The sequence below is a fragment of the Stieleria sp. genome (assembly GCF_041595215.1).
Classification (GTDB): Bacteria; Planctomycetota; Planctomycetia; order Pirellulales; family Pirellulaceae; genus Stieleria; species Stieleria magnilauensis.
The window spans coordinates 1-4,338 of sequence record NZ_JBFHKV010000772.1 but is presented as its reverse complement, the minus strand read 5'-3'; the positions used below and the strand labels follow the sequence as shown (position 1 = coordinate 4,338).

1 protein-coding gene is annotated in these 4,338 nt (G+C 59.1%); it reads right to left on the bottom strand.

What is annotated here, in order from left to right; genetic code table 11:
- Window positions 1-4,338 (bottom strand): hypothetical protein (locus ABX749_RS23935; protein ID WP_372898214.1); only part of this gene is annotated, 4,338 nt, incomplete at both ends.

Genomic DNA, 4,338 nt, shown 5'->3' with positions numbered 1-4,338 from the left:
GGAATCCGGATCGGCGGGAAAGACGATGGGCTCGGCGGTTGTGATCGGCTGATGGCCGTTGAGGGAAACGCTCAGTGAAGTCGCGTTGCGGCTCAGCTGGCTGGTTTCGGAGTGATCGCCGACGATGGAGTTGCCGCTGGCGGTGGAAGATTGTGTGGAGGTTCCGCGGCTGGAGGTACTGGTGGTGGACGATTGATGCGTCGTCGTCGATTGCTGGTCGACTTCGTCGAGTGTCGACTGACTGGTCTGAAAGTCGCCGGTGACCGAATTGTGTTGCGATGATGCCGTGGTGCGTGAAGTGGCGTGCCCGAACGTCGTGGAGGTTTGAGTCAGGAAGTTCGCCAACTCTTCGGTTTGCGACGTGGAGACGGAGCTGGACTGGCTGGTGGATTCGCCCGAGATGCGGTTCCCCTCGATCGTCGAAGCCGTGCTGCTTTCGGAGAACACTTCGGACCGCGACGAAACGTCTTGATTGGTCACGACCGTTTCGGAATCGGTTCGAATTCGACTTTCGTTCTCGCTGGTGTAATCGCCGGTGAGTGTGTTGGTGATCGAGCGGGAGTTTCCGGAGGACTCGCTGGTGGAGGTTCGCGTCGACTGGAGCGTCTGGTTGGTCGTGGTTTGGGTGGCCGAAACGGTGGAGCGGTTTTGTTCGTCCTTGATGACTTGTGCGGTCTTTGCGCTGCCGGATCCTGAGTAAGACGATTCGCCGGTCTGCGATTCGTCGGTTTCGATGCGTTGGATTTGACCGGACGGCTGAGTGTTGGTTTGAACTTGGTGGGTTGTCGTCTGGCTGAAACCGTAGCCATTGAACGAGAAGTCGCCTTGTTTGGCGTTGCCCGATTTTTCGGCATCCGATTCGGATTCCGCGTGGATGTTCGATTCGCTTCGGCGGGTCTGGTTGGTCTGGACGATTTGGGTGTCGCTGACCGAACTTGATTTGGATTCGATCAAAAAGTCGCCGGTCTTCTTGTTTCCTTGGCTTTGTTTTTCGCTGTGGGTGGTTGCGGTTGAGTTGGATGTCGAGGTGACGGGGCCGTTGGTCGTGACGGATTGTGAGGTGGTGGTTTGGGCGGAGCGTTCGTCGTAGGCATAATTGCCGCGATACAGATCGCCGGTCTGATCGACGACGATTGATGTCGTGCCGGATTGGGACGTGGTGGAGAGGAAGTCCGAATCGACGGCGTTGGTGGTTGTGGTGGTGGATTGAGATGTCGAATGGAGCTGATTGGTAAAGTCGAAATCGCCATCGAGGTCGTGGCCGCTGCCGGACAACGTGGAAGTCGACGTCGTCTGGCTGTTGGATTCGCTGGTTCGCGTTTGATTGGTGTCGGTTTGTTCGTGGTTGGACTGGCTGGTGGACGAACTGGAAAGTTGAAACCGCCCGCTGGCCACGTCGTAGGTTTTCAGTGCGTTGGTGATCACCGTTGAGGAGCCACTGGAGACGGACCGTAGCGTCCCGTTGGTCTGTGATCGTTCGATGATGGTCGAGGAGGCGACGGTATCGATTTGGAGCGAGTAGTCGCCGGCTTGGGGGATCACGCCGTGGACGTGGTAGTCACTGGTCGACTCGGTCACGTCGACAAACTGAAACTGTTGTCGTCCGCCGCGGTGATCGACTCGGCTGGACGTGACGATCCTCAGGTCCTTGGTCACGTCGTAGGTTTCAGTGCCGAACTCATGCAGCGTTTCGGTTGTCGTTTGATTGCCTCGCAAGGTGAAGTCACCGACGAACGAGCTGCCGCCGCCACCGATGAAATTGTCGATTTGGCCGGCCAAATCCCCATCGACAAAGCGTTCTCCGACGGTCGTGTAGCGGGTTGTGTTTTCCGAGGTGCGTTTCCAGTCGAAGTATGGATCGACGACGGTGCTATCGCGATTCCCCGGGTCGTAAACGACGGTTTTCTGATCGACGAAGAAGCTGGTCACGGAGGCTTCGGTCACGGAGGTCTCAGCGAACGAGTTGGTTTCGCTGGTGAAGGTGTTTTCGAGTTTTCCGTCGAAGGTCGTTTCGTAATCGGCAACATAAAATCCGCCGGCGGCAAAGTTGACGGTATTGACCCGTCCTCGCGCGACGACTTGGCGAACTTTGATCTCCGATCCGTCGCCTTGCTGTTTGAAGTTCGGCTCGCCTTGTCCGTCGCTGCCGGCGGTTTCCAGGCCGAACGAATAGGAAAACCCGGCGCTGCCGACCGCGGCGACTTCGAAGGAACCGCTGTTGTGGTCGATCGCGACGAAGGTTTTCAGGCCCAACGAGGAGGGCGTCGATTCGACCGCTTGGCGCGGTTCCTTCACGGTCGCTGGTTCGTCGGTCTGTAGGTCGTCTTCGTCGTCGGGAGATTCCAAGTCGATGAATGGGAAGGCGAAACTTTGCACCGTCGGCTCGATCGGGTTGCCTTCTTCGTCCAGCAGCGCCAAACGTTCGATCTCTTCTTCGGTGGTGACATCGATGACGTTGGCAAGCGTGACCGCCAGACCGCCGTTATCGTTTTTGGTGTCGGTGATCAGCACGGTGATCACGTAGGGACCTTCGCGGAGGTACTGGTGTTCGGTCACGACTTCGAAGGTCAGCGGGACGGAACCGCCGCCGGCACTCGATTTTGGGATGATCAGTGCGGGGATCGGTTTGTGGTCCGTCGCGTCGCCGCGACCCTCGGCTTGATCGTGCAGCGGTTCGTCGCCGAAGTAGATCGTCGCCTGGAATTGATCCGCGGAGGCATCGGGGTCGCCGGCGATGAACGTGGCAACGGACGCTCCGACGTACAACCCGGATGCATCGGGTGTTTGGTTGCTGCTGCCGTCGGGTTCGGTGGGGACGGGTTGATCGACGAGGCGTCGGAAGACGGTGTTGTCGGTCAACGAGCGGCCTTCGAACGCGTAGACCACTTCGCCGGAAGTCAACGGCGGCGGGGTAGCGCGAAGCACTTTGTCGTGGGTTGCGAACGCGATTTGTCCCGAGTTGTTGATGATGTCAAATCCTTCGATGGCATCGATGCGGCCGGCTTTGGGCACCAGGTCTCCGATTTCCGCGACCACCGAGTGCCCCAGGAATTGACTCGGCGGCAGCGGGGCTTGTTTCAAGTCGGACGGGAAATAGAACCGTGCGGTGTGCAGGCCTTTCTTTCCGCCGCTGCCGATTGCCATGAAGGCGACGGTCAGGAACGGGGTTCCGGCAGCCGCACCGGACGTGCCGTCGATCGTCCCGACGAGTCCGCCGGCGACTCCGACCAGCGAGTCGTCGTTTTCTTTTTCCTCATCGTCGGTGTCGGGATCACCGTCGCTGGAACCGGAGGCTTCGTCGAGCGATTCCAGGGTGACCAATCCGTTGATGCCGATGGCACCTTCGACGATTTGCGAGACGCCGCCGATCCCGATATCGTCCACGTTGACTTCGTTGGGGTCGATGTAGGCGTCTGCCGACTCGCCGACGACTTTGATCCAGTTGTTGTCTTGCGGGTTGATCGCATAGATCCCGCGTCCCATCGGTCCGACAGCCGCCGCGGCGATGATGCCGGTGTCGCTGATGGCGACGCCCCTGTCGAGGGCTTGAAAGTTTTCCAGGCGGTGCGTGTTGCCGTCCAGGTCGATGGTGACGATGCGGCCGTCATCGACATAAACGCCCCAGCCGACGTCCGAAAGCTGAATGTTTTCGACGGGATCGGTGATGGGGATTTGGACGTAGGGCTGCGCGCGATCTTCGCTGTACGTGACCAGGCTCAGTTCCGCACTGACTTCCGAATTGTTGGTTTCGGCGACGAAGATCGACTGGCCAAGATTGTTGACGGTGACACTGTCGGGATAGATCGACGTGAAGGGGGTCACGTAGAGTTGTTCTTCGTAGATGGAGGCCAGTGATGTACCGAGGGCTACGCTACGGAACAGTGAAAAATCAAAGTTGTCGGGGTCTTGGAAAACGTTCCAAACAGGATTGGCCGGGGTGAAATAGGTGCTGGACCAGACCGGATCGAGCGTCCAAACGCGCGGGGCCAGTGTCTGTTCGCCCAGCAGAGCGGTGCCGGAGATCGGGGGCAGGACGGCGGCAAAGCCTGAGAGTTGCAGGTCCAACAGCTTGGGGTCGCCCCAACGCAACCCCGAGTTGGCCAAGCCCGCATCGCCGACTGCGTATTGTTTGGGTGTTCCATAGCTGTCGCCCGCCAAGACCCGTTCGGCGTTCCAGAGTTCCGCATAGGACAGCGCGACGTCGGCCAATTCGAGCAATGGATAACCGACCTGGATCACGCCGGAGACCGTGCGGGCGTTCAACTGACGTTGGACGAGTAGACGATTGAAGTCGGTCAGCTGCACGTTGTCGCTGAATCGCAATTCGGGCGTGTCGGT